This window comes from Shewanella halotolerans, assembly GCF_019457535.1.
GTDB classification, from domain to species: Bacteria; Pseudomonadota; Gammaproteobacteria; order Enterobacterales; family Shewanellaceae; genus Shewanella; species Shewanella halotolerans.
The window spans coordinates 96,474-117,623 of sequence record NZ_CP080417.1 but is presented as its reverse complement, the minus strand read 5'-3'; the positions used below and the strand labels follow the sequence as shown (position 1 = coordinate 117,623).

At 56.6% G+C, this 21,150-nt stretch carries 23 protein-coding genes and 1 riboswitch; of the genes, 5 read left to right on the top strand and 18 right to left on the bottom strand.

Features of this window, described 5'->3' with window-relative positions; all coding sequences use genetic code 11:
- Positions 1–13 precede the first annotated feature (13 nt).
- A complete protein-coding gene (locus K0H81_RS00530) occupies positions 14–1,360 on the top strand; it encodes an MATE family efflux transporter (protein WP_220059561.1) in 1,347 nt (448 codons plus the stop codon).
- 33 nt (positions 1,361–1,393) lie between these two features.
- Here K0H81_RS00530 and nfuA read toward each other — a convergent pair whose 3' ends face one another.
- Entirely contained in the window at positions 1,394–1,972 is a 579-nt protein-coding gene (nfuA, locus tag K0H81_RS00525) for a Fe-S biogenesis protein NfuA (RefSeq protein ID WP_144202418.1), read from the bottom strand.
- Between the two features lie 207 nt (positions 1,973–2,179).
- Between nfuA and K0H81_RS00520 the strand changes: the two genes are divergently transcribed.
- Both K0H81_RS00520 and K0H81_RS00515 read left to right on the top strand, forming a co-directional pair.
- The gene (locus K0H81_RS00520; protein ID WP_220059560.1) at positions 2,180–4,717 is read left to right on the top strand and encodes a M14 family zinc carboxypeptidase; all 2,538 of its coding nucleotides are present in this window, start codon (positions 2,180–2,182) and stop codon (positions 4,715–4,717) included.
- A 78-nt stretch (positions 4,718–4,795) separates the two neighbouring features.
- On the top strand, positions 4,796–5,080 hold the full coding sequence (locus tag K0H81_RS00515) for a putative hemolysin (RefSeq protein WP_258406349.1): 285 nt from the start codon (positions 4,796–4,798) through the stop codon (positions 5,078–5,080).
- 53 nt (positions 5,081–5,133) lie between these two features.
- Here K0H81_RS00515 and gltS read toward each other — a convergent pair whose 3' ends face one another.
- The 17 genes from gltS to moaA all read right to left on the bottom strand — a co-directional run bounded on the left by gltS (position 5,134) and on the right by moaA (position 16,906).
- Positions 5,134–6,357, bottom strand: a complete 1,224-nt coding sequence (gltS, locus tag K0H81_RS00510; protein ID WP_220059559.1) for a sodium/glutamate symporter — start codon at positions 6,355–6,357, stop codon at positions 5,134–5,136.
- 206 nt (positions 6,358–6,563) lie between these two features.
- Positions 6,564–6,719, bottom strand: a complete 156-nt coding sequence (locus K0H81_RS00505) for a DUF2986 domain-containing protein (RefSeq protein ID WP_011863911.1) — start codon at positions 6,717–6,719, stop codon at positions 6,564–6,566.
- A 101-nt stretch (positions 6,720–6,820) separates the two neighbouring features.
- The gene (locus tag K0H81_RS00500) at positions 6,821–7,222 is read right to left on the bottom strand and encodes a RidA family protein (protein WP_220059558.1); all 402 of its coding nucleotides are present in this window, start codon (positions 7,220–7,222) and stop codon (positions 6,821–6,823) included.
- Positions 7,223–7,400: 178 nt separating this feature from the next.
- On the bottom strand, positions 7,401–7,568 hold the full coding sequence (locus tag K0H81_RS00495) for a YqaE/Pmp3 family membrane protein (RefSeq protein ID WP_011863909.1): 168 nt from the start codon (positions 7,566–7,568) through the stop codon (positions 7,401–7,403).
- A gap of 21 nt (positions 7,569–7,589) precedes the next feature.
- Complete coding sequence (locus K0H81_RS00490) at positions 7,590–8,264, bottom strand: TIGR01621 family pseudouridine synthase (protein WP_220059557.1); 675 nt, start codon at positions 8,262–8,264, stop codon at positions 7,590–7,592.
- Positions 8,265–8,276: 12 nt separating this feature from the next.
- On the bottom strand, positions 8,277–9,536 hold the full coding sequence (locus K0H81_RS00485; RefSeq protein WP_220059556.1) for a sensor histidine kinase: 1,260 nt from the start codon (positions 9,534–9,536) through the stop codon (positions 8,277–8,279).
- 49 nt (positions 9,537–9,585) lie between these two features.
- Complete coding sequence (locus K0H81_RS00480; protein ID WP_011863906.1) at positions 9,586–10,263, bottom strand: response regulator transcription factor; 678 nt, start codon at positions 10,261–10,263, stop codon at positions 9,586–9,588.
- 3 nt (positions 10,264–10,266) lie between these two features.
- Positions 10,267–10,803: a PepSY domain-containing protein gene (locus K0H81_RS00475; protein ID WP_220059555.1), complete on the bottom strand. Its 537-nt coding sequence runs from the start codon at positions 10,801–10,803 to the stop codon at positions 10,267–10,269.
- Between the two features lie 150 nt (positions 10,804–10,953).
- Entirely contained in the window at positions 10,954–11,310 is a 357-nt protein-coding gene (locus K0H81_RS00470; RefSeq protein WP_220059554.1) for a NirD/YgiW/YdeI family stress tolerance protein, read from the bottom strand.
- Between the two features lie 106 nt (positions 11,311–11,416).
- On the bottom strand, positions 11,417–12,526 hold the full coding sequence (locus K0H81_RS00465) for an ABC transporter ATP-binding protein (protein ID WP_220059553.1): 1,110 nt from the start codon (positions 12,524–12,526) through the stop codon (positions 11,417–11,419).
- Positions 12,507–13,187, bottom strand: a complete 681-nt coding sequence (gene modB / locus K0H81_RS00460; RefSeq protein WP_011863902.1) for a molybdate ABC transporter permease subunit — start codon at positions 13,185–13,187, stop codon at positions 12,507–12,509. Before modB ends, K0H81_RS00465 begins: the two co-directional genes overlap by 20 nt.
- Entirely contained in the window at positions 13,187–14,011 is an 825-nt protein-coding gene (modA, locus tag K0H81_RS00455; protein ID WP_220059552.1) for a molybdate ABC transporter substrate-binding protein, read from the bottom strand. The genes modB and modA overlap by 1 nt, the downstream gene beginning before the upstream one ends.
- A gap of 33 nt (positions 14,012–14,044) precedes the next feature.
- Positions 14,045–14,512 carry a molybdopterin synthase catalytic subunit MoaE gene (gene moaE / locus K0H81_RS00450; protein WP_144202401.1) on the bottom strand — a complete coding sequence of 156 codons (468 nt, stop codon included), beginning with the start codon at positions 14,510–14,512 and terminating at the stop codon, positions 14,045–14,047.
- Position 14,513: 1 nt separating this feature from the next.
- A complete protein-coding gene (gene moaD / locus K0H81_RS00445; RefSeq protein ID WP_011863899.1) occupies positions 14,514–14,765 on the bottom strand; it encodes a molybdopterin synthase sulfur carrier subunit in 252 nt (83 codons plus the stop codon).
- A gap of 49 nt (positions 14,766–14,814) precedes the next feature.
- Complete coding sequence (gene moaC / locus K0H81_RS00440) at positions 14,815–15,291, bottom strand: cyclic pyranopterin monophosphate synthase MoaC (protein ID WP_041509675.1); 477 nt, start codon at positions 15,289–15,291, stop codon at positions 14,815–14,817.
- Positions 15,284–15,814 carry a molybdenum cofactor biosynthesis protein B gene (gene moaB, locus K0H81_RS00435; protein ID WP_144202400.1) on the bottom strand — a complete coding sequence of 177 codons (531 nt, stop codon included), beginning with the start codon at positions 15,812–15,814 and terminating at the stop codon, positions 15,284–15,286. Before moaB ends, moaC begins: the two co-directional genes overlap by 8 nt.
- Before the next feature lie 111 nt (positions 15,815–15,925).
- Complete coding sequence (gene moaA, locus K0H81_RS00430; protein ID WP_220059551.1) at positions 15,926–16,906, bottom strand: GTP 3',8-cyclase MoaA; 981 nt, start codon at positions 16,904–16,906, stop codon at positions 15,926–15,928.
- Positions 16,894–17,028, bottom strand: a riboswitch (molybdenum cofactor riboswitch). It overlaps the preceding gene by 13 nt.
- 226 nt (positions 17,029–17,254) lie before the next feature.
- Here moaA and K0H81_RS00425 point away from each other — a divergent pair.
- Positions 17,255–18,904, top strand: a complete 1,650-nt coding sequence (locus tag K0H81_RS00425; protein ID WP_220059550.1) for an electron transfer flavoprotein-ubiquinone oxidoreductase — start codon at positions 17,255–17,257, stop codon at positions 18,902–18,904.
- A 259-nt stretch (positions 18,905–19,163) separates the two neighbouring features.
- The gene (locus K0H81_RS00420; protein ID WP_220059549.1) at positions 19,164–21,080 is read left to right on the top strand and encodes a methyl-accepting chemotaxis protein; all 1,917 of its coding nucleotides are present in this window, start codon (positions 19,164–19,166) and stop codon (positions 21,078–21,080) included.
- Positions 21,081–21,150: the final 70 nt, after the last annotated feature.

The window sequence follows — 21,150 nt, the reverse complement described above, 5'->3', positions numbered from 1 at the left end:
CCTCTGAGAGTCTATGTCGCCACTAAACTTATTGTTAAATAAACAGAAAAACAGCCAGTTGTTCGCGCTCGCCGTGCCTATGATTCTGTCTAACATTACGGTTCCCCTGCTGGGGCTGGTCGATACTGCCGTCGTGGGACACTTGAGTAACGCCTATTATTTAGGGGGAGTCGCCGTCGGGTCAACGGTGATCACCCTGATTTTATGGATTCTGGGCTTCCTGCGCATGTCGACTACGGGCTTGGTAGCGCAGGCCTTCGGCGCCAAGGAGCTTCAGACCCAGTACCGCCTCCTGATGCAGTCGGCCAGCCTGGCGCTGCTGTTTTCCCTGCTGGTGCTACTCCTGCAGCAACCCATAATCACCGCGGCGATGGCGCTCTCCGACGCCAGTGAGCAGGTGCGGTATTACAGCCAGGCCTATTTTAACATCCGCATCTGGTCAACTCCCTTTGCCTTGGCCAACCTGGCCCTGCTGGGTTGGCTGCTGGGGCGCCAGCAGCCTAAGGCCGCCATGTGGCAGCTCATCGCCGCCAACATCACTAACATACTACTGGATGTGCTGTTCGTGATGGGGTTAGGCTGGGGTGTCGAAGGGGCCGCTCTGGCCTCTGTACTGGCGGACATGACGGGCTTTGCCGTGGCCGCCAGCATGGTGGTGCGCACCATCAAACGAGAGGGAGGTTTCGAGTTCCTTCCCCTACTCCGCAGCCTATCGCTCAATAGCTACCAGCGCCTGGTGCGCCTCAATCTGGATATCTTTATCCGTAGCCTCTGCCTGCAACTCGCCTTCGCCTTCATGACCTTTCAGGGAGCGAACCTGGGCGACAATACGGTGGCCGCCAACGCCGTGCTGCTCAACCTTTTGCTGCTCATCTCCTACGCCCTGGATGGCATCGCCTATTATGGTGAGGCCGAGGTGGGCCGGGCCGTGGGCGAAAAGAGCCATGAGCGCCTGACCCAAAGCGTCACCCTTGCTGGACTCTGGTCGGCCATCTTTGCCCTGCTGTTTACCCTGTTTTTTGCCCTGTGGGGCGAGCTGGTCATCAATCTGCTGACCAACATCTCTGAGGTGCGCCAGGAGGCGCAGGCCTACTTGGGCTGGGTCGTCGCCCTGCCGCTACTCGCCTTCGGCTCTTACCTGTTCGATGGCGTCTATATCGGCGCCGCCCAAGGCAAGGCGATGCGCAACACCATGATACTCGCCACCTTCGGGGTCTTCTTCCCCACATGGCTACTGCTACAGGGTTATGGCAACCATGCCCTGTGGGCCGCCATGAGTCTGTTTATGCTAACCCGCAGCCTCAGCCTGGCGCTGGACTACCGCTATCGATTGAGTAATACCCTAACGAAAACGGGATGACCTAAGTCATCCCGCTGTCTGCTTGCTTACCATTTATTGGTAAGAGTGTTCACCGTGTTGATGTTCGGTGACATCGCGCACCCCAGTGAGCTCGCCAGGGAACATATCCAGTAGCTGCTTCTCGATGCCATCTTTCAGGGTCACGTCCACCATAGAACAACCGTTACAGCCACCGCCGAATTGCAGGATAGCGATACCGGCTTCGTCGATATCCACCAGCATGATGTTGCCACCGTGGCTAGCCAGCTGTGGGTTGATCTCAGACTGAATCACATATTCGATACGCTCTTTCAGTGGCGCGTCGGCATCGACCTTACGCATCTTGGCATTAGGCGCCTTCAGGGTCAGTTGTGAACCCAGCTGGTCGGTAACGAAGTCAATAGAAGCCTCTTCGAGGAAGGGAGCACTCTTCTCATCCACCATGGCATGAAAACCATTAAATTCGAGTTCGATGTCGTCTGCCTCTACGGCATCCGGCGGACAGTAAGACACGCCACACTCAGCCGAAGGGGTACCTGGGCTGATAACAAAAACGCGAATATGAGTTCCTTCAGGCTGGTCAGCGAGTAGCTTAACAAAATGCGCCTGAGCTGCATCGGAAATGGTGATCATTAAGACATGCTCCGTCAGGATAAACCCGAGTGTTTTAGTAAGAATTAAGCCTATAATACTCCGACTATCATCAGCTTTGTAGCCCCTTTGTCTAATAGTCGTGAGATTTTTGCCTTGGCAGTATGCTCTAAAGTCAGGTCGGAAGCTGGAAACTCATTGGCCTAACTGTTAATTTAGCCTTTATATACAATAATAAAGAGCATTACCATGCTGCGACTCTGCCTTTTGCTGCTTTCTATCGTCCCCCTGCTCGTAAGCTTTGCGACAAATGCCCAAAGCGTGATCTCAGTCGCGTCCGCTACCCAGAGTGCCAGCAGCCTAGCGTCGCCTAGCGAGTTTCTCGGTTATCCCCTCGGCCAGTGGCATCTGCGCCACGATCAGATCAACTACTACCTCAAGCAGTTGGCCCAAAACAGCCCCAGAGTCAGCCTGGAATCGACGGGACAGAGCCACGAGGCCAGACAGCAGCTTACGGCGGTGATCACCTCAGCCGCCAATCAGGCCAGGCTGGCAAAGATCATTGAAGGACGTCAGCAGGTCAAGGCGGGTAAGGCACCCGACGGGCCGCTGATCATCTGGCTGGCCTATTCGATTCATGGCGACGAGGCCAGCGGCGCCCATGCGGCGCTTGAGGTTAGCTATCGTCTCAGCCAGAGCCAGGAGCCCTGGGTGCAGGAGCTGCTGGACAAGGCCGTGGTGCTGATCACCCCATCGCAAAACCCCGACGGCCTGGATCGTTTCTCCACCTGGACCAACAACTACACAGGCAAGGTGAAGGTGAGCGATGAGAATCACAACGAGCACAGACAAAACTGGCCGGCCGGCAGGCGTAATCACTATTTTGCCGACCTGAACCGCGACTGGCTGTTCCTGCGCCATCCCGAGTCCCAGGGACGCATCGCGCTGTTCCACAAGTGGCAGCCACACTACCTGGGCGACTTCCACGAGATGGGCCATAACCAGACCTTCTTCTTCCAGCCGGGCGTGCCGACACGCACCCATCCGCTGACCCCCAAAGAGAATCAGGCTATAACCTCAAAGCTCGCCAGTTTCCACGCCAAGGCGCTGGATGAGAGCAAGCAGCGCTATTTCACCAAGCAGATGTTTGACGACTTCTACTATGGTAAAGGCTCGACCTATCCAGATATCAACGGCGCCGTGGGCATACTGTTCGAACAGGCCAGCGTACGCGGCCAGCAGCAGGATTCAGAAAACGGTCTGCTGCGTTTTAGCCAGGCCATAGACAACCAGATAGCCACCTCCTTCTCCAGCCTCAAGGGGGCCCTGGCACTGGCAGATGAGCTAAAGCAGTATCAGAGCCGCTTCTATCAGCGCAAAGACAAACACCCACCTTCGGGCCGCGAAGCCGGTTTCCTACTGGGCGCGCCGGGGGATCCCGGCAGACGCGATGATCTCGCCCAGCTACTGAGCCGCCATGGAATAGCCTTCTTCTATCTCAAGGACAAGATGCAACAGGGCAGACACCAATACAGTCAGGACGACAGCCTGTTTGTCCCCATCAATCAGCCTCAGAAAACACTGCTGCTGGCCATGTTCGATCTGCGCACCGAATTTGAAGACGCCACCTTCTACGATGTCTCCAGCTGGAACCTCGCCTTCTCCTATAACCTGCAGATGGCCCGTAACGTTAACCTGAATGTCGACGACCTGCTCACCGAGCCGCAAGCCAGAACGCCCGGCATGCTGAGCAGCAATAACGTCGCGGTGTTGATCGATTGGCGACAGCAAAACGCCGCGCCCATGCTGCAGACCCTGCTTAGCGAGGGCGTTCGGGTCAAGTTTGCCGCCAAACCCTTTAGCCTCAAGGTCGATGGCCAGCCTCTGAACATGGAGGCCGGCACCCTGCAGATCCCAGTGGCCCAGGCCGCAATGACGCCGAGGGAACTGATCGGCAGGCTAGCGGTGCTTGCCGAGCAGTATCGGGTGCAGCTACAGGGAGTCGATAGCGGACTCGCCAGCTCAGGAATAGATCTTGGCAGCCCGGATTTTCACGACATCGCCCCCATCAAGGCCTTGGTTGTCACCGGCTACGGCACCTCGTCGGCCGAGGTGGGTGAACTCTGGTATTTCATGGATAATCTTATCGGCGCGCCCCTGACTCAGGTGGACGTCAGTCGCCTGCAGAGCATAGAGCTGACACCCTACACCCATGTGTTTTTGATGGATGGCAGCTATGCCAATCTGGATGAGAAATATGCCCGCAAACTGGGACAGTTCGCCATTGAAGGCGGGGTGATCGTCGCGCAGAAAGGCGCGCTGCAATTGCTCTCCAAGGGCAACCTGCTCAAGAGCGACATCAGAGAGAAACGCTACTTCAGCCAGCTGTTTGCCACCGACGGTCTCTCTTTTGGCGATAAGGCCAAACTGGATGCTCGCCAGGCGATCGGCGGCGCAGTGTTGGCGCTGGATCTCGACACCAGCCACCCCATCACCTTCGGCCTGGGCACTAATCGCCTACCCGTGCTGAAGAACAAGGTGTTTGGCCTGAGTAAGAGCCAGGCCCCCTTCATCACGGCCGCCAACTATGCCGACGAGCCCCTGCTCGATGGTTTCCTGGCCGAGGAATATCAGCGCAGCCTGAGTCAGACTCCAGCCATTGTCGTGGAGCGCCACGGCAAGGGTGCCCTGGTCGCCCTGGCCGATAACCTCTTGTTTCGCAATATCTGGCTCGGCTCGCAGAAGGTCTACGCCAACAGCCTCTACTTCATTCCGGCCCTGCATTAACCCTTTTTCGACGCGCCGACGTTACTAAGGGTTATAGAATTTAGAGTTAATGCTGGTTCAGACAAACAGGAAAACGAGATGAAGATGACTAAGATCAAGAGCATGACTAAGACTATCGCGGCGCTATTATTCACCCTTGGCTTGAGCGCCTGCCAGATGCAAGAGAGTCAGATACAAGTTAGCCAGGAGCAGAACACAAGGGAAACCAAACCGCTGTCCATGGCCAACCCGGCGGCAGTCTATTGTGAATCCCTGGACGGCGCGCTCGATCTGGACAGCGGCATCTGCACCCTGCCAAGTGGTGAGCAGATCGAGCACTGGGATCTCTATCGCCGGGATCATCCACAGGCGAAAAACCAATAACAAAAAAGCACCCTAGGGTGCTTTTTTTAATTCTTGATGGTCAGATAATGGTGCTAGCCGATGAAACTGAGATAGCCCTGCAATATGATGGCATTGACTATGTCGATGAAGAAGGCACCGACGATAGGCACCACCATAAAGGCCTGCGGCGATGGCCCCGTGCGTGACACCAGGGCGCCCATGTTCATCACGGCCGTCGGCGTGGCGCCCAGGCCGAAACCACAGTGACCACCGGCCATGACGGCGGCGTCATAGTTGGCGCCCATCAGCTTGAAGGTGATCCAGTAGGCAAATACCGCCAGCACGGCCGTCTGCGCCAGGAGAATGATAAGCAGCGGCACCGCCAGGTCGAAGATCTCCCACAGCTTAAGGTTCATCAGTGCCATGGCGAGGAAGAGCGCCAGCGAGACGGTACCCAGGACGTCGACACACTCGCGGTTGATCTTAAAGCCGCGGGACACCTCTGTGATATTAGTGATCACCACACCGAAGAAGAGTGCATAGACAAAGTCAGGCATCTTCAACCAGCCGATATCCAGGTAGGCGATTAGAGAGCCAAACCACTTGGCCCCCGCGACACACAGCAGGAGGATGAAGAGCACCTCCAGGATACTCTTGGCCGTGACCCTGTCTTCTTCCAGCTGATCATAGGTCACCAAGTCAGGATGATCCTTGTGGTGATTACCCCCGACACCGTAGGAGGAAAGCAGGCCATTCTTGTTGATCAGACGCTGAGCTACCGGGCCGCCGATAATACCGCCCATCACCAGGCCGAATGTCGCCGCCGCCATCGCCAGCTCCAGGGTGTTGATGCCGTACTGATCCGAGAAGGTCTGTGCCCATGCGGCTCCCGTGCCGTGCCCGCCTGACAGGGTGATCGACCCGGCGATCAGTCCCATCAAAGGCTCCAGCCCCAGTGCGGTCGCCATGCTGACGCCGACGGCATTCTGAATGATGATGTAGAGCGAGGCGATCGCCAGGAAGAGGAATACCTTGCTGCCCCCCTTCATCAATAGCTTGTAGCTGGCCGCCAGCCCCACGCTGCTGAAGAACATCAGCATCAGGGTGTTTTGCATCGACAGAGAAAACTCAAGCGAGATGTTGTAGGAGTGCAGTATGGTGATCACCGCCGCCACCAGTAGACCACCCACTATGGGTTCGGGAATATTATATTTGCGAAACGATGCCACGTGACGATTAACCGAATGGCCAATAAAGAGCACTAAGATCGCCACTAGAAATGACTCCAGCTCTCCAACGGTATAAACAGTATTCATGGTTCTCCTTATTAGGCGATAGCCATACAGGCCTATCTTGCCTTGTCATTGGGTGGGCTGTTCAGCCGCCCAATTATTACCCGGTCTTGGGTCGCTCACGCCGGACATATCTCCAAAGTGTAGCCCGTCCAAAGGCTAACGAGGGAAAGAGGTCGGCGAAAAGCCCCAAGGGGACGAATGAAAATGGATTGAGGAAGGTCCCTAATCTAAGAGACGAATTCAGCGGGTGCTTCTGCTGCCTCGGCGAGTCGTTCGCGTTCGGCTTTGGCGATATACTTAGGCTTACCTGATCGATGAAGTTTAGCGTTCGCCTTCTTCGCCTTGGCCTTAAGTGTTTGATTGATTTTCTTCTTTCTGTTCATGGCGGCGATTATAGCCTAAAACGCCGCCCCATTGGGTTATCAGAAAGTTAACAGTACAATTTTACCGCAAGTCAGTTCAGCTTGTGTACAGCGAAAGCCGCCTAGTCCCCCTCGAATGCCTTAGCCGCCTGCGCCTCTATCTCAACCCGCCACAGCGGGTCGAACAGCCCCTGAACCAAGAGCAAGGTGGTCGGCAGTCCGCCGACATCGAAGCCTAAACGCGCCTTGGCGGCTGGGTAAGCAGGCAGATCGCCACGGTCGACCAGATAGAGTCGCACCGATACCAAGTCTTGCAGATCCATGTCGTTGGCCTGTAGCACGGCGCGCAGATTTTCCCACGCCTGTACTATCTGCCCCTCGGTATCTGGCGCAAGTGTGCCTTGCGGGTCTATGCCCAGCTGTCCGGCAATATTCAGCCAGCGTGAGGGCTGTGAAACCAACGCACATTGATGGTAGTTAGTCGCAGGGGCCGCCAGGGTATCCGGACTCCAGATCTTATTCATCTTCTCTCCCCCATTTACGTTAAGAGAAGTTAGTCTGGCCGCTAAGGATACGAAGAAAAAGACAGGACACCTGAACTCATGATTCAGGTTAAGGGTGACAATCAATCATAAAAAAAAGCGCAGCCTAGGCCGCGCTATCATCTAATCTCAAACAGGCTAACACTTAGCCGCTAACAAGCTAAGACTTAGTCACCACCCACAGGGCGTGCAACAGGCCTGGGATAAAGAACAGCAGGCAGAGAATGATGTTGATCAGCAGATCCTTGCCGACACCGCTCTTCAAGAAGACGGCAACCGGTGGCAACAGGATGGCGATGATGACCAGCAGTAGTTTATTGGTATCCATAGACGGGCTTCCTTAATTAAATCAATTTCGTTTTGGCCAATCTAACTTCTCAGGCTTACTCCATGTTTGCAACTGGTTTTTTACCCCATCCAAGCTAAATGCCTCGCCCTGCTCCGGCGCCTGATGATAAGCATACTCCTGCCCCTGCCACTCAAAGCCTAAGGCGTAGGCATGCAGGTAGCCACGGTCGGCATCCTCGCCGCCATAGAGTTGGTCACCGAGAATCGGCACCCCCAGGCTGGCTAGCGCCACCCTGAGTTGATGTGTCTTGCCACTCAGCGGCTTAAGCAGATAGAGGCGCAGCCCCTCGGCCACCGACTGGGAGAAAAACTGAGTGATCGCCGGATTCTCCTTGCTGCGCAGCAGCTTGTACATGCTGCGACGGGACTTGGCCATGTCGCCCACTATGCTGCCCTGCTTCTTCTTCGGCTTGCCCTTGGCCAGCGCCAGATAGTACTTCTGCACCTTGTGCTCGCTAAAGCGCTGTGTAAAAGCTGCCGCCGCCTCACTCGACTTGGCAAACAGCAGCAGGCCAGATGTCATGGTATCCAGGCGATGCACAGAATAGAGTTTGATTTCGAGATCCCGCTCCAGCTGCGCCATCACGCCGGCGCTGCCGTCCTGACTATGAAAATGAACGCCCGGCGCCTTGTCGATCACCAGAAAGTCGGTCTCGTCGGCAATGATCTTGTACATGGAATGTCGGCCCTATGAAAAACGTATGCTCACCTGCAGCCCAGGCTGATTATCGGAGAGCTCGATGCGGGCATTATGACGTTGCAGGATAGCCTTGACCAGCGAAAGCCCCAATCCCGTGCCCTTGTTGTGACGGCTCGGATCCAGACGCACCAGACGATCGAACACCTTCTCGGTGGCATCATTCGGGATCCCCGGCCCGTTATCGCGGATCAGTATTTCATTGCCTTGCTGGATTATCTCTATCTTGGCGCCCTCGCCGGAATACTTGATGGCATTGTCCACCAGGTTAAACAACGCCTGGAACAGCAGGTATTTATCTCCCATCACGCTATAGTCTTGGTCCAGCGACAGGCTTAGGGTCTGGCCGTTGGATTCGGCCATCGCCTCGGCCATCTCAAACAAGTCCTGACACAAGTCGTTAAGGCTCAAAGGTTGTAGCTCGAGATCCTGCTGCCCCTCCTCGATACGTGTGAGAGAGAGCATGGCATCGAAGGTCGCCAGGCAGTGATCCAGCTCCTCGATCAGAATCGCACTGGCCTCGTCCAGCTCCTCTGCGGGCCGCTGCGGTAGCTGCTCCAGGCCTATCCTCAGGTGAGACAGCGGGGTTCGGAGATCGTGGGCAATATTGTCGGTGGCGCCGCGCACCGCGTGCAGGTTAGCCTCCAGGGTGTCCAGCACCTGGTTAAAGTTGCCCGCCAGCATATCAAACTCATCCTGGCGCCAGCTGATTGGCAGTCGGGTGGAATACTCGCCCCGCTCGATACGGCGACTCAGACGGTTGTACTGCACCAGGCGGCGCAGAATCGCCTTGGAAAACAGGTAGCCTAATGCCAGGGTCAGCACGATAGTCAACATCAGCGCCGTGATGGCCGCGTTGACGAAGCGCTCAATCAGGGTGGCCAGTTGATCGGTACGGGTGGCAATCAGCACGGGACCATAACGGGTGATCACCAAGCCGCCGGTTAAGATATGCAGCTTGTCCGGCCCGCTGGTGAGAATGGGAAAGTCACGCGTCTCAGGCAGCAGCGGCATGTCATCCGGCATCAGGCTCAGGGCCCCCACCAGATCAAGCGAGCTGCGCCACACCACTAGGGCCGTCTTGGGATCGGCGGTGCGGATCTGGGTGGCAAAGCTGCGTCTGTCCAGGGTGAGCGCCATCTGTTGATAACGCAGCTTCTCTGCCGCCAGGTGCTGATTGGTCTGCAGCTCCTGCTCGTTGATCAGTTGGCGATACATGCCAAACAACAGGGTGCCGATAATCAGGGTCACCAAGGCAGAGAAGATGATGGTAATGCGCCAGGCACTACTCTGATAGGGTCTAATGCCCTTGACGGAGGCGATAGCCAGCCCCTCGAACCGTTTCGATCAGTTCGCCAAAGCCCAGCTCTTCAAACTTACGTCTCAGCTTGGCGATATGCACGTCGATCACATTGGTGCGAGGATCGAAATGGTAATCCCACACCGCCTCGAACAAGAGGGTGCGGCTGATCACCTGATTCGGGTGTTCCATCAAGTACTTGAGCAGTTGAAATTCTTTGGGTTGCAGCAAGATCTCGCTGCCCGCCAGGGTTACCTTGCGGGTCAGCAGTTCCATTACCAGCTCGCCCACCTTAAGCTCTGTCTGCGCCGGCGCTGAGTTACCACGCTGCATCAGCTTCTCGGCGCGCACCAAGAGTTCGGAGAAGGCAAAGGGCTTGGTCATGTAGTCGTCGCCACCAGCCCTGAGGCCCTTGACGCGCTCGTCCACATGGCTAAGCGCCGACAGGATGAGTACCGGCGTCTGGTTGCCGGTCGCGCGCAGCGCCGCCAATAGCTTGAGGCCATCGAGCTGCGGCAACATGCGATCCAGTATCACCAGGTCATACTGCATACTGGTGGCCAGTAACAGGCCCTGATGGCCGTCGCTAGCGGTTTCGATATTGTGCCCCTGTTCGGCAAATCCCTTGACCACATATTCTGTGGTGGTCGCATCATCTTCTACCAGTAATATTTTCATCTGTTAATCCCACTTCAACAGGGGCAAAGGCCGCTGATTTTCGATATCGAAGGCTATCTTATGTTTGCCGTTGGCATCGATAAGCTTGAGTTCCAAGTAGCTGATGCCCAAGTCGTGATCCAGCTGCGCCTCGAGAATATGGGCATTGCTGTCACCCATGGCCAGCTTAAGCAGTTGCGAGAAGCTCTGCTCCATCTCTTTGAGCAGGCGCACCGCCTTGAGCTCATCCTTATCGTCAGCCTCGAGGGCCTCCACCTTCTGGCGAATGAGTCGGCCATCTTTGGCCCAGAACTCAAATTCGCTGATGGTGTCGTCCTTGGTGTTGATCATGCTGATCTCATAGATCAACTGACCATTTTCCACATCGATCTGAAACTCGGATATCACCCCAGGGTAGGTCTTCTCCGCCTGCTGGATCATCTTCTGTGGAGTCAGGCTTTGGCTATCCGATAGCAACTCAAGCACTGCCGGATTGGCCTGGGCCGCATTCGCCCCCGCCAGTCCAGACAACAGCATTAAACTGATAAACCAACGAGCCATAGCTCCTCCATTAAATTCTTCAATATCGGTATCTTACACGCAAAAAATCCCAGTACCAATGGGATAGACGAGGGGCTTAGGGCTTTCAAGATTAAATTTAGTTTAAACTCATTTGGCCCATTTCACCCATGCCAACGCTTTGGTCTCGGCTTAATGCGCCTGATCCACCAACTCTATGCTGTCGATCTCTATCTCAATACCGCGCCATTCGTCGTCCACCTCGCCCCTCAGGGTGACAGTTGTATCGCTGGAGACCTCAATGTCACGCCACAGGGCGTTGTCTATCTCCACCTCGACTTCGCCGCTGCTGTCGCGAAACAGGTATTTCTCATCGCCCAGGCTCTTGATCAGCTTGCCTGTCAGCTCCACTGGTGTGTCATCTTTAGCCGTGTGGGCGTCGCTAGCCTGCTGGATCACGCCGCCCGCCTTGGGGCCGTTGTAGGCGGCGAAGGCCGGCAGGGTGAGTACGCAAGAAAGGATTAGGGTGCCTGTGAGTTGCTTCTGCATCATGTGTCTCCTCGAGTCTTAATACCCAAGGATAGATGACGGCAAATATCGGGGAGATGGAAGCCGTATTAAGGATTGATCATATTCTATTCAGCGGCGCAACAGCTTAGTCATTTTCCAGGATATGTATCAGCTCAGACTTGAGGGCCACCTCTGTCTCCACGCCGGGCGCCAGGCCCATCTTCTGGGCGAAATGCAGCGGCACCTCGGCATTGAGATGATGCTTCACCCCCTTGATACTGGCGAGGATGCGCATGGTCTCACCCATGCTGAGGCAGGACTCTATGGTGATGCTGAGCTTGTTGAAACTGCGGCACAGGCGTCCCTTGGTGATGGAGTTAAACCTCACCCCCTGATTGGGGATCACCCAGCGCACCTTGGCGCCAATGGCCAGCTGGTCGCAGTAGTTACCGGCGATGAGATGCTCACCAAACCTGAGCCAGGTGATCTGCCGCTCCGCCTCCTGTGCCACCACATGGGCGTCGAACAGGTTTCTCAGCCCCATCTGTTTGGCGACCGCCTCGTTGCGCGGACGGCTCAACACCTCCCGCGGACTGCCTTGCTGCAGCAGGGTACCCTGACTGATGAGGATCATGCGATCGGCCAGCAGCAACGCCTCGTTGAGATCGTGGGTCACCATGATCACAGGGATCGCCAGCTGCTCCTTGAGCCGGGCCAGCTCCAGATAGAGACGCTCGCGGGTCTCCCTGTCGACGGCGGAGAAAGGCTCATCCAGCAGCAGGACTCTTGGCTCACGGGCTAGGGCCCTTGCCAGGGCCACCCGCTGACGCTGACCACCGGACAGGTTGGCTGGCAGGCGATCCGGCAGGCCGTGAAGATTCACCCGCTCGAGCCAGTCTTTGGCCCGTGCGACACGCTCTGCCTTAGGAATATGATCCAGCGCCGCCACCACGTTGGCCAGCGCCGTCATGTTAGGAAACAGGCCAAAATGCTGCGGTACATAGCCAAGATGGCGTTGCTGAGGCGTAAGATAACGGCCGCTCTCGCTGCTGAACCAGACGCTGTCACCATAGCGAATCTCGCCCGACTCAGGCTTGGTCAGGCCGGCGATCATCCGCATCAGGGTCGACTTACCGCCGCCCGAGGGGCCGACAACCGCCAGCACTTCGCCTGCCTTGCAGACAAACTCGGCGTCCAGCGCGATCCCCTCTTGCTGGAAGATCTTACAACTGAGATCAGCGACGTCTTGAGACACTCACGCCTCCTAATCGACGGGACAGACTCGTGGTGAGCGCCAGCGCTGTGATGGCAAACAGCAGGAGCAGCAGTGACATCTGCCCCGCGGCGGCGAAATCGAACGCCTGCACACTGTCATAGATGGAGATGGCGATCGTCTTGGTCTCGCCGGCGATATTGCCGCCCATCATCAGCACCACACCAAACTCGCCCAGCACATGGGAGAAACAGAGCACCAGCGCGGTCAGCACACCGGGCCACACCAGGGGCAGCTCTATCTTAAACAACACCTTGGCGGGGCTCATACCGCAGCAGGCACCGGCGTCACGTACCTCTTCGGGCACTGACTCGAAGGCGCGCTGTATCGGCTGTATGGCAAAGGGAATATTGACCAGCACTGAGGCCACCACCAGGCCCGAGAAATGGAATACCAGCTGCTGACCCAGCAGGGCTTCTAACGTCTGGCCCAGCCAGGATTGGCTACCCAGCCCCACCAGCAGGTAGTAGCCGATCACCGTCGGCGGCAATACCAGAGGCACCATGATCAGCGCCTCCAGCCAGGACTTACCCCTAAACTGACGGTACGCCAGGAAGCGACCGGCCCAGATGGCAAAGGGGATCAACACCAGCACAGTGACACAGCTTAACTTGATCGAAAGCAGCAGCGCCTGCCAATCCATCAGTGAGCTCCGGCCGGCTTGTTAGCAGCATCAGCGACTTCATCACCCTGGCTGTCAGCGGGCAGGCCGAAGCCAAACTCGAGGAATACCGCCCTCGCCTTTGCCTGCGACAGGTAGGCATAGAAGGCCTTGGCGGTCTCCCCCGCCTTAGGCGTGAGCACCATGCGCTGATTCATGGGCGAATGCCACTCACTCGGTAGCGCCACATAGTGGCTGGCGGCGCGAAACTGAGGCGCCATCGCCAGCGACAAGGCGACGATGCCGCCATCGGTGGAACCGCTCAGGGCAAACTGCGCCGCCTGAGACACATTCTCGCCGTAGATGAGATAAGGCTGCAGGGGTTGCCAGAGTCCCAGATGTTGCAGTGCCTCCCGGGCGCGCTCACCATAGGGGGCGTGATCTGGGTTGGCGATGGCAAAACGCTTCAATTCCCCCTGCTCAAGCAAGCGCTTCACGCCGACAAGCTCGGCATCTAGGCTCAAAGGCGAACGCTTAGGCGCCGCCAGCGCCAGACGCCCTATGGCGTAGATTTCACCGTCGCTCTGAGTTACACCAAGCTTATGTAATTGATAGATATATTTGTCGTCTGCCGACAGAAAAAGTTCGAACGGTGCGCCGTGACGCAGCTGCGCCACAAAGTTGCCCGAGGAGCCATAGGAGATGCGCACCCGCTTGCCCGTATCCTGGGTAAAGTCGGCGGCGATCTTATCCAGGGCAAACTTGATGTTGGAGGCGGCGGCGATTGCCGGCACCTCGGCCGCCCAGCTTGGGGTTACTCCCAACAGCAGCAGGCAGCCTAAGACAAAACCTCTGAGTAAATCCATTTCAACCCTCATCAACCGGGCACTCGTCCCGGCTTACTGCTTTTCCCACATCTTGGCTGCCTGGTCGTCGGCATCTTTGGCCTCTACCCAATTCTTGCCCTGATCGCCCGCCTCTAACTTCCAGAATGGCGCCTTGGTCTTGAGGAAATCGATCAAAAACTCACAGGCCGCGAACGCCGCCTTGCGATGGGCACTTGTGACACCGATGAAGACGATCTGCTCGCCCAAAGCCATGGTGCCGACCCGGTGAATGATGGTCACATGGGTGAGCGGCCAGCGCTCTCTTGCCTCGGCAGCAATCTGATTCAGCACCGCCTCTGTCATGCCTGGATAGTGTTCCAGGGTCAGATCTGTGACTGCGCTACCATCGTTGAAGTCGCGTACCTTACCCACGAAGGTGACCACGGCGCCGTCGCTGTCGTCCGCGGCGATACGGGCGTATTCATCCGGAACGCTAAAGTCTTGGGTCTGCACCAATACCCGATCGATCGCTTGGCTCATCTTAACCTCCGGTGACTGGGGGGAAGAAGGCGACCTCGTCGCCGTCTTCGACCTGGGTATCCCAGCTGCTGATGGTCTGATTGACCGCCACCAGTAGCTTGTCGGAAGCCAATACTTTGCCCCACTTGTCATCTTTGGCCGCCAGCAAGGCACGCAAGCCTTCGGCTGTGGTGGTCTGTTCGCTGGCCTCGACTTCTATGGTGCTCTCACCTAATAGTTCGCGCACCTGGGCGAAAAACAGCACATTTATCATAATCTTTACCCTAAATACTTGTCGCTTAAACCTTGGCTAAAACCTTGAACTAAACCTTGAAATGTCCCGACTTGCCGCCACGCTTCTCCAGTAGGCGTGTCTGGGAGATCACCATATCCTTCTGCACCGCCTTGCACATGTCGTAGATGGTCAGCGCCGCCACCGAGGCCGCAGTGAGCGCCTCCATCTCGACACCTGTCTTACCCGACAGCTTACACAGGCTGGTGATACGCACGCGGTTGTGTGCAGGCTGCGCCTCGAGATCCACCTCGACCTTGGTCAGCATCAGGGGGTGGCACAGCGGGATGAGATCTGAGGTCTTCTTCGCCGCCTGGATCCCCGCGATACGGGCCGTAGCGAACACATCACCCTTGTGGTGGCTGCCGCTCATGATCATCTCCAGCGTCTCGGGCGCCATCTCGATGAAGGCTTCGGCGCGGGCCTCGCGCTCGGTAACCGCCTTCTCGGTGACATCAACCATGTGGGCATTGCCATCGGCATTAATATGGGTAAATTCACTACTCATCAATTGCTACCTTCTTCACGTGCATCACAAAGTTACAGGGTCTGTGAGTGGCATCCAGTTGTTCTCTTAAAATCTTGTTCCAGCCCGTCTTGCAGGCACCGGTTGAGCCCGGCAGACAGAAGATGGCGGTCTTGTTGGCGAAGCCACCCAGGGCGCGGGACTGCACCGTCGAGGTGCCCAACTCGGTATAGGTGATATGACGGAACAGCTCGCCAAAGCCTTCAATCTCGCGATCAAATAGCGGTCTGACCGCCTGGGGCGTATTGTCGCGCTCGGTAAAGCCTGTGCCGCCCGTGGTGATGATCACCTGCACATCATTCGATGCGATCCACTGAGACAATACCGAACGTATCTGATACTTGTCATCTTTAATCAGGCGGCGCTCCGCCAGCTTGTGCCCTGCCTCTAACAAGGCGTCTTGTAAAAATTGTCCCGAGGTGTCCTGACTCAGATCCCGTGAGTCGGACAGGGTTAATACCGCGATATTGAGCGGTTCAAATTGAGTTCTAGTGCAATGACCCATAACGTCTCTCTTCACTCTTGGTGTTGTTAGCGATTATCAGATGCGCCGACAGGAATATGGGCAGAGTATACCCACACGGCGTACGCAACTTCTTGCGCTAGCGCAAGCCCTCTAGCCGCCGATAGACGCCAGATGCTGCGTTACGCCAGTGATGCCATCGTGGAGGAAGTGGGTTTCCTTCTTCGCCCTCAGCTGGCCATGGAGCCGTTCGATCAGCTCAGCGCGCTGCTCATGGGACTGCAACAGATCCCTTAGATCCACACCGTGCTCGGTGAAGAGGCAGAGATGCAGTTTCCCCTTGGCGGAGACACGCAGGCGGTTACAGCTGGCGCAGAAGTTCTTCTCGTAGGGCATGATAAGCCCTATGCGTCCCTTGAAGTCGTCATGGCTGAAGTTTTGCGCCGGGCCATCGTCGACCGCAGACTGATCCAACTGCCAACCATCCTGAATTAGCTGCGACTTGATGTCGGCGCCCGCCAGATGGTGAGTCTTGAAGTACTCGCGTCCCAGACCGGTTTCCATCAGCTCAATGAAACGCAGGTCGATTGGGGTGTGCTTGATCCAGTGCAGGAAGCGCGGCAAGTCTTTGTCGTTTAAGCCCTTGAGCAGCACGGCATTGATCTTCACCCGCTCGAACCCCGCCTCCAGTGCGGCATCGACACCACGCATCACCTCGTCGAACTTATTCTCGCCGGTGATCTGATAAAACATGCGTGGATCCAGGCTGTCTACCGAGACGTTGATCCGTCTCAGACCGGCATCGAACCACTCCTTGGCATGCTTCTGCAGACGATAACCATTGGTGGTGGTCGCCAGTGTCTTGATCTTGTCGTTATCGGCGACGATACGCACGATATCGGTAAAATCTTTACGCAGCGTGGGCTCGCCGCCCGTGATGCGGATCTTCTGGGTGCCGACCTCGGCAAAGGCGCCCACTAGATTCTCGATCTCGTTGAGATCTAAAAACTTAGGCTTACCGTCGGGGCGATAACCATCTGGGAGGCAATATGTGCATTTGAAGTTACAGACATCGGTTACCGACATCCGTAAATAGTGAAATCTTCGACCAAAATTGTCTTGTAGTTGAGACATGATCACCTTTCCAAGTAAGGGGAGGTGAGTCAATTTCTTTCCTCACCCCGGTGGCACTATTGCCACGGCTTAATCTCCCTATCTGTGGACGTAGGAGAGAAAGCTCGGAGAACCGTCGTTTCTCAATTATAGGCCGATATAGACCGGGTTTTATAGCAGAAACTTCCCGTTTTTTGTTTAAGATCAATCGGGCGTTAACATAATGTGACACCGCTCACGAAGATAAATACCATCAATTAGTCTATCCTGACTGCTTAAACTCTGTGCCATTTAGCCATTTTAGGGTAAGGTGGATGCAAAGAATAAAACACCCGTTTCAATCGGGGGAAAGCTAAAAGAGGTGAAGTGATGGAACGCGAATCGATGGAGTTCGACGTCGTTATCGTTGGCGCAGGCCCTGCTGGTCTGGCTACCGCATGTCGACTAATGCAAATCTCACAAGACGCCGGCCAGGAGCTCAGTGTCTGTGTGGTCGAGAAAGGCTCGGAAGTGGGCGCGCACATTCTCTCGGGTGCCGTGTTCGAACCTAAGGTGCTCGACGAACTATTTGGTGACTGGAAAGAGCAAGGTGCACCGCTACACACGGCCGTGACCCATGACGAGCTGTTTATGCTTAGCTCAGACTCGGCCTCACGTGCCATGCCCAATGCCTTTATCCCTAAGACGATGCACAACGATGGCAACTATATCATCAGCGTCGGCAACCTGGCCCGTTGGCTGGCCGAGCGTGCCGAGGCCTTGGGCGTCGAGATCTTCCCTGGCTTCCCCGCCAGCGAGCTGCTGTTTAACGAAGATGGCAGCGTCAAGGGGATCATCATAGGCGACATGGGCGTCGGCGCCGATGGCCAGCCAAAAGACAGCTATGAACCGGGCATGGAACTGCACGCCAAGTACACTGTATTTAGCGAAGGTTGCCGCGGCCACCTGGGCAAGCAGCTGATCGAGAAGTTCCACCTGGACAACGGCAAGACGCCGCAACACTACGGCCTGGGCTTCAAGGAGATCTGGAAGGTCCCCGCCGAGCAACACCAGCAGGGTAAAGTGGTCCACACAGGTGGCTGGCCACTGACAGACGGCGCCTCGGGCGGCGGCTTCCTCTATCATATGGAAGACAACCAGATCGCCGTGGGTCTCATCATAGATCTCAATTATCAAAACCCACATCTGAGCCCCTTCGATGAGTTCCAGCGCTACAAGACACATCCAGTGATCAGCCAGTACCTACAGGGCGGTGAACGTCTCTGCTATGGCGCCCGCGCCATCACCAAGGGTGGCCTCAACTCGCTGCCTAAGATGAGCTTCCCTGGCGGCCTGATCATAGGTTGTGACGCAGGTACCCTGAACTTCGCTAAGATCAAAGGCACCCACACGGCGATGAAGAGCGGCATGATTGCGGCCGAAACCATCTGCCACGCCCTACATGCCGGCGTAGAAGGCGGTAAAGATCTCGACTGCTACCAGGAGAAATTCGAACAGAGCTGGTTGCAGGATGAGCTTTACTGCTCACGCAACTTCGGCCCGGCGATGCACAAGTTCGGAGCCTACCTGGGCGGCGCCTTCAACTATATCGACCAGAACTGGTTTGGCGGCAAGTTCCCTATCACCCTGCGGGATGAAAAGGCCGACTATGCCCAGATGGCCGAGGTCAGCGCCTACAGCAAGATAGATTATCCTAAGCCTGACGGTAAGCTCAGCTTCGACAAGCTCTCCTCCGTCTACCTGTCGAACACCTTCCACGAGGAAGATCAGCTGTGTCACCTGCGTCTCAAAGACGAGCGTATCCCTATCGAGGTGAACCTGGTCAAGTTCGACGAACCGGCCCAACGTTACTGCCCGGCGGGTGTGTATGAGGTGGTGGAAGAAGCGGGCGAGAAGAAGTTTGTCATCAATGGCCAGAACTGCATCCACTGTAAGACCTGTGACATCAAAGATCCAAGCCAGAACATCACCTGGGTCACCCCAGAGGGCGGCGGCGGACCTAACTACCCGAACATGTAAGCCTGGCCTTGTTGCTCGGCAAACAGACAGATTCAAACGCGCCTTAGGGCGCGTTTTTACTTGCGCTTAACATCCCAGGCCACCATAATGGCGCCATACCTACAAGCGTTACCAAGACGCACTAAGTGATCCTAAAGGATCCTCCTGCCCTCAAAAAGTTCAATGGTTTAGCGTGTTTAGAAAACAACGACTAACCTTAATAATCTAGTATTCACACATCCGAGGCATGCTCGGACAGAGTAGATGCGAGTCATAAACGATGAAACTAAACATGCTCACCATCAAGCAGAAGATCTTACTCACGGTTACCGTCGCGGTATTGCTGTCGACCGTGCTCGTGGGTGTCTTGAGTCAACGTAGCGCCAAGGAAGTCGTCGAGCAGCGCATGCTCACCTCCGAGCTGCCCAACACCTTGCAGGCGATCCGCAACAAGGTGGAGATGGATATCGCCACCCTGATGAACGCCGCCGAACAGCTGGCCAGCAGCAAGATGCTCAAGCAGTGGCTGGTCGAGGGCCGCCCTGCCGAGACAGAGCCTCTGGTGATCGCCCAGCTCAAGGATGTGCAAGCGCAATATAAGCTGGTGCAGGCCTCCTATGCCGACAGGCAGACCGCCGCCTACTACACCCAGGACGGCTTTTTGCGGATCCTCACTCCGGATCAGGATGGCTGGTTCTTCAACTATAAAAACAGCGGCACAGAGCGCATGCTCAACGTGTTCACCGAGGCCAATGGTGAGGTGAAGCTCTTCATCAACTACCAACAGCCCAACGACCGCGGCCTGGTGGGTCTGGCCAAGTCGCTGGACGATATGGTGCGCCTGCTGAAATCCTTCAAGATCGAAGACACAGGCTTCGTCTACCTGGTCGATGCCAAGGGTGACGTCAAGCTGCACTCAGACACCAGCCAGATAGGCAAGGCCAGCCTGAGTTCACTCTATGGCGGTAACGTGACCAGAGACCTGCTCAACAAGGGCGACTTTGGCCTGACACAGACAGAGCTAGACGGTGAGACATTGCTGGTCGCCAGCAGCTATATTCCCTCAATGGACTGGTATCTGGTGGCCCAGGTGCCCAGAGCCGAGGTATTCGCCCTGCTGGAAGAGTCGGCCTATCAGATCCTCATCTGGACAGTGCTGATCGCCGCCGCCTTTATCGGCCTCTCCACCTTCGTCTCCGCCTCGGTGAGCCAGCCCATCGCCAAGGTGGCCGACATGCTACAGGATATAGGTCAGGGTGAAGGGGACCTGCGCCAACGCCTGCCGGTCGAGGGTAACGACGAGCTGGCGCAGCTTGCCAAGGGCTTCAACAGCTTCATCGAGAAGATACAGCACTCCATCATAGAGGTGACAGACACCAGCGTGCAGCTGAGTCACGCCGCCAAGGATGTGGCTAATCAGGCCCAGCAGACCCAGGACGACAGCCAGCTGCAGAAAGATCAGACCATGATGGTGGTCACCGCCATCAACGAGATGGGCGCGACCGTGCACGAGATCGCCGGTAACGCCGCCCAGGCCGCCGACAACGCCAAGGACGCCGACAACGCCTCCAGCAACGGCCAGATAGTGGTGACCCGCGCCCGCGACACCATCAATCAGCTGTCTCAGGATGTGGAACAGGTGGGCAATGTGATCGAGTCCCTGGCCACCCATACCACCTCCATCGGCAGTATCCTGGATGTGATCCGCGCCGTGTCGGATCAGACCAACCTGCTGGCCCTCAACGCCGCCATCGAGGCCGCCCGCGCCGGAGAGGCAGGCCGAGGCTTTGCCGTGGTCGCCGAGGAGGTACGTAACCTGGCCTCACGCACCGCCGCGTCGACCGACGAGGTGCAGAAGATGATCGACAACCTGCAGAGCGAGGCGGCACGCGCCGTCGAGGCGATGACCCAGAGCAAGAGCCGCAGCCAGGAAGGAGTACAGGCGGTCGACGAGGCCAGCCATACCCTGACGGAGATCAGCCAGCAGATCGGCGCCATCACAGACATGAACATTCAGGTCGCGGCGGCCACCGAGGAGCAATCTACCGTGGTAGAAGATATCAACCGCAACGTCACGGAGATCAGCGAGATCACCCAGCGCACCAGCGAGACCTCCCAGGCAGTGGCCCAGGCCAGCCAGTCGCTCAACCAACTGGCCCACAGGCTAGATACCCTGGTCGCCGGCTTCAAGGTCTAGGCGGTTCACTGCTTAAAGTGCTTCAGCCACAAAAAAGCCCGCAATCGCGGGCTTTTTTATTTTGCCTAAC

Coding starts and splice junctions, on each gene's coding strand:
- K0H81_RS00425 (WP_220059550.1), top strand. CDS start 17,255: ATGGAACGCGAATCGATGGAGTTCGACGTCGTTATCGTTGGCGCAGGC.
- moaB (WP_144202400.1), bottom strand. CDS start 15,814: ATGGGTCATTGCACTAGAACTCAATTTGAACCGCTCAATATCGCGGTA.
- modA (WP_220059552.1), bottom strand. CDS start 14,011: ATGGATTTACTCAGAGGTTTTGTCTTAGGCTGCCTGCTGCTGTTGGGA.
- K0H81_RS00490 (WP_220059557.1), bottom strand. CDS start 8,264: ATGTACAAGATCATTGCCGACGAGACCGACTTTCTGGTGATCGACAAG.
- nfuA (WP_144202418.1), bottom strand. CDS start 1,972: ATGATCACCATTTCCGATGCAGCTCAGGCGCATTTTGTTAAGCTACTC.
- K0H81_RS00505 (WP_011863911.1), bottom strand. CDS start 6,719: ATGAACAGAAAGAAGAAAATCAATCAAACACTTAAGGCCAAGGCGAAG.
- K0H81_RS00500 (WP_220059558.1), bottom strand. CDS start 7,222: ATGAATAAGATCTGGAGTCCGGATACCCTGGCGGCCCCTGCGACTAAC.
- K0H81_RS00495 (WP_011863909.1), bottom strand. CDS start 7,568: ATGGATACCAATAAACTACTGCTGGTCATCATCGCCATCCTGTTGCCA.
- K0H81_RS00475 (WP_220059555.1), bottom strand. CDS start 10,803: ATGGCTCGTTGGTTTATCAGTTTAATGCTGTTGTCTGGACTGGCGGGG.
- K0H81_RS00480 (WP_011863906.1), bottom strand. CDS start 10,263: ATGAAAATATTACTGGTAGAAGATGATGCGACCACCACAGAATATGTG.
- moaC (WP_041509675.1), bottom strand. CDS start 15,291: ATGAGTAGTGAATTTACCCATATTAATGCCGATGGCAATGCCCACATG.
- K0H81_RS00520 (WP_220059560.1), top strand. CDS start 2,180: ATGCTGCGACTCTGCCTTTTGCTGCTTTCTATCGTCCCCCTGCTCGTA.
- K0H81_RS00530 (WP_220059561.1), top strand. CDS start 14: ATGTCGCCACTAAACTTATTGTTAAATAAACAGAAAAACAGCCAGTTG.
- K0H81_RS00515 (WP_258406349.1), top strand. CDS start 4,796: ATGAAGATGACTAAGATCAAGAGCATGACTAAGACTATCGCGGCGCTA.
- moaE (WP_144202401.1), bottom strand. CDS start 14,512: ATGAGCCAAGCGATCGATCGGGTATTGGTGCAGACCCAAGACTTTAGC.
- K0H81_RS00420 (WP_220059549.1), top strand. CDS start 19,164: ATGAAACTAAACATGCTCACCATCAAGCAGAAGATCTTACTCACGGTT.
- K0H81_RS00470 (WP_220059554.1), bottom strand. CDS start 11,310: ATGCAGAAGCAACTCACAGGCACCCTAATCCTTTCTTGCGTACTCACC.
- modB (WP_011863902.1), bottom strand. CDS start 13,187: ATGGATTGGCAGGCGCTGCTGCTTTCGATCAAGTTAAGCTGTGTCACT.
- moaA (WP_220059551.1), bottom strand. CDS start 16,906: ATGTCTCAACTACAAGACAATTTTGGTCGAAGATTTCACTATTTACGG.
- gltS (WP_220059559.1), bottom strand. CDS start 6,357: ATGAATACTGTTTATACCGTTGGAGAGCTGGAGTCATTTCTAGTGGCG.
- moaD (WP_011863899.1), bottom strand. CDS start 14,765: ATGATAAATGTGCTGTTTTTCGCCCAGGTGCGCGAACTATTAGGTGAG.